The organism is Okeania sp., from assembly GCF_983059655.1.
In genome coordinates this window covers 1-2,307 of record NZ_CEZPJD010001038.1, presented here as the reverse complement: position 1 = coordinate 2,307, position 2,307 = coordinate 1, and the positions used below count along the sequence as shown (strand labels likewise).

2 protein-coding genes are annotated in these 2,307 nt (G+C 32.6%); both read left to right on the top strand.

The genetic code is table 11. From position 1 onward, the window contains the following. The first annotated feature begins 216 nt into the window (after nt 1–216). Nucleotides 217–708 carry an ureidoglycolate lyase gene (locus AC3DU7_RS31530; RefSeq protein ID WP_488043171.1) on the top strand — a complete coding sequence of 164 codons (492 nt, stop codon included), beginning with the start codon at nt 217–219 and terminating at the stop codon, nt 706–708. A 222-nt stretch (nt 709–930) separates the two neighbouring features. After that, a complete protein-coding gene (codA, locus tag AC3DU7_RS31525) occupies nt 931–2,199 on the top strand; it encodes a cytosine deaminase (RefSeq protein WP_488043170.1) in 1,269 nt (422 codons plus the stop codon). Nucleotides 2,200–2,307: the final 108 nt, after the last annotated feature.

Below are 2,307 nucleotides of genomic sequence, written 5' to 3'. Positions count from 1 at the left end.
ATTTTTATTTATTATCCCCTTAAAAGGGGAGGCTTTAAACCCAATTTTTTGGTAAGAGGCTAGCTGATAGCTCGTTAACAAGACTTACACACTGACAATAGATATAGGGTTTTGGTGTGTTACGCTAGCGTGCTTTACACCCTACCAATAGCTTACAATAAATATTCACTGTTGCCTATTCCCTATTCCCTAATATAAATTTTAGAAAAATCAAAAATGAGTAAATTAATAGTAGTTAAACAACTGTTTGCCCAAGAAATTACACCAGAAAACTTTCGACCTTTTGGACAAGTAATTTGGGCAACAGGAGATGATAAACAATATGACCAAAACGATGCTCAATTAAGTTTAGAAAATGGTACGCCACGATTCTACATTATGCGGTTATTTGGAAAAGGTAGAAAATTTACTAAAATTACTCGTCATATAAAATGTACTCAATGTTTGGGTTCTCTAGAAGGAAAAGAATGGTTCATAGCAGTTGCTCCACCTTGTATAGAAGATGCACCAAAATTAGAAGATATAGTTGCTTTTAAAATTCCCGGAAACTGTTTTATTAAATTAGAGGTAGGAACTTGGCATGCAGGACCATATTCAGATTATGAATTCGTAGATTTTTACAACTTAGAATTGAGCGATACAAATGAAGTAGATCATTTCTCTCACGACTTTGCTAAAAGTCATAATTTAGAATTAGAAATTGTTTAAAAATTGGTAATATAGCATCACAATGATGTAATTTTATTTAATTATATAAACAATCATAATTCTGCTTAAAAAAAAAGTAAAAATTTTTATTGATGTGCACAGATTTATTTACGAGTAGTCTCTGTGCATTTTTATTTTTAACTCCTATCGTCTACTGCTTAAAATATTTATTATCCGTGATAAAATTCAGATTACGCTTAACCTTTTAACCAGGAAAATTTCATGTCTAACAAAACTTATGAACTAATTCTGCGCAACAGTCGCTTATTGCAACCAACTCAACAAACAGAAATAGTAGATATCGCCATTGACAATAGTAAAATTGTTGCTATTTCTAGAAAAATTCCAGCTTTTGCTGACCAAGAACTCGATATTCAGGGAAAATTAGTCAGTCCACCATTTGTCGAATCTCACATTCATCTGGACTCTGCTCTCACTGCTGGAGAACCACGATGGAATCAAAGTGGAACATTATTTGAGGGTATAGAAATTTGGGGCGATCGCAAGCTAGATTTGACACTAGAAGATGTGAAAAAACGTGCTATTGATACTCTTAAACTCCAGGCAAGACAAGGAGTATTATTTGTTAGAACCCATATTGATGTTAGCGAACCCAAACTAACAGCATTACAAGCACTTTTAGAAGTAAAAGAAACTGCCAAAGATTGGATGACTTTACAAATAGTTGCTTTTCCCCAAGATGGTATTTATAGTAAAGATGAAAATCTCTCTCTTTTAGAAACAGCTTTACAATTAGGAGTGGATGGTGTGGGTGGAATTCCTCATTATGAATTTACTAGAGAAGATGGGGTAAAATCTGTGCATAAAATTTTTGAATTGGCAGAAAAATATGACTGTTTTATTGATATTCATTGTGATGAAATAGATGACGATCAATCACGTTTTTTAGAAGTAGTTGCTGCTTGTGCCATTAGAACAGGTTTAACTTCACAAGTAACTGCTAGTCATACTACTGCTTTTGGTTCTTACAATAATGCTTATGCTTTTAAATTAATAAGTTTATTAGAGAGGTCTAAAATTAATTTTATTGCTAATCCTTTAATTAATATTACTCTTCAAGGCCGTACTGATACTTATCCTAAAAGACGGGGTGTGACGCGAGTAAAAGAATTATGGCAACGAGGAATCAATGTTAGTTTTGGCCATGATTGTGTACAAGATCCTTGGTATAGTTTAGGTACTGGTAGTATGTTGGATGTGGCTTATATGGGCGTACATATATGTCAGATGACTGGAATCAAAGAAATTAATGCTTGTTATCAAATGGTTACTTGGAATGGTGCAAAAACTTTAGATGTAGAAGATTGGTATGGAATTAAAGTAGGAAAACCAGGTAATTTGATAGTTTTAGATGCAGATAGTTGTTTTGATGCAGTTAGGAAACGTGCTACTGTTAAATATGTATTTTGTCATGGTAAATTATTGGCAGAAAATGTGCCTGAACAAATAAAATTTACTTCTTTTGAATAGAAAGTATTAATTTGGATAAATCCGAAAAAAAAATATGAAAAATATCGAAAAATATGTCGAATGTACGGCAGAATTAATCAATTTAGAATTACAACCAGAACACCTTCC

Coding starts and splice junctions, on each gene's coding strand:
- AC3DU7_RS31530 (WP_488043171.1), top strand. CDS start 217: ATGAGTAAATTAATAGTAGTTAAACAACTGTTTGCCCAAGAAATTACA.
- codA (WP_488043170.1), top strand. CDS start 931: ATGTCTAACAAAACTTATGAACTAATTCTGCGCAACAGTCGCTTATTG.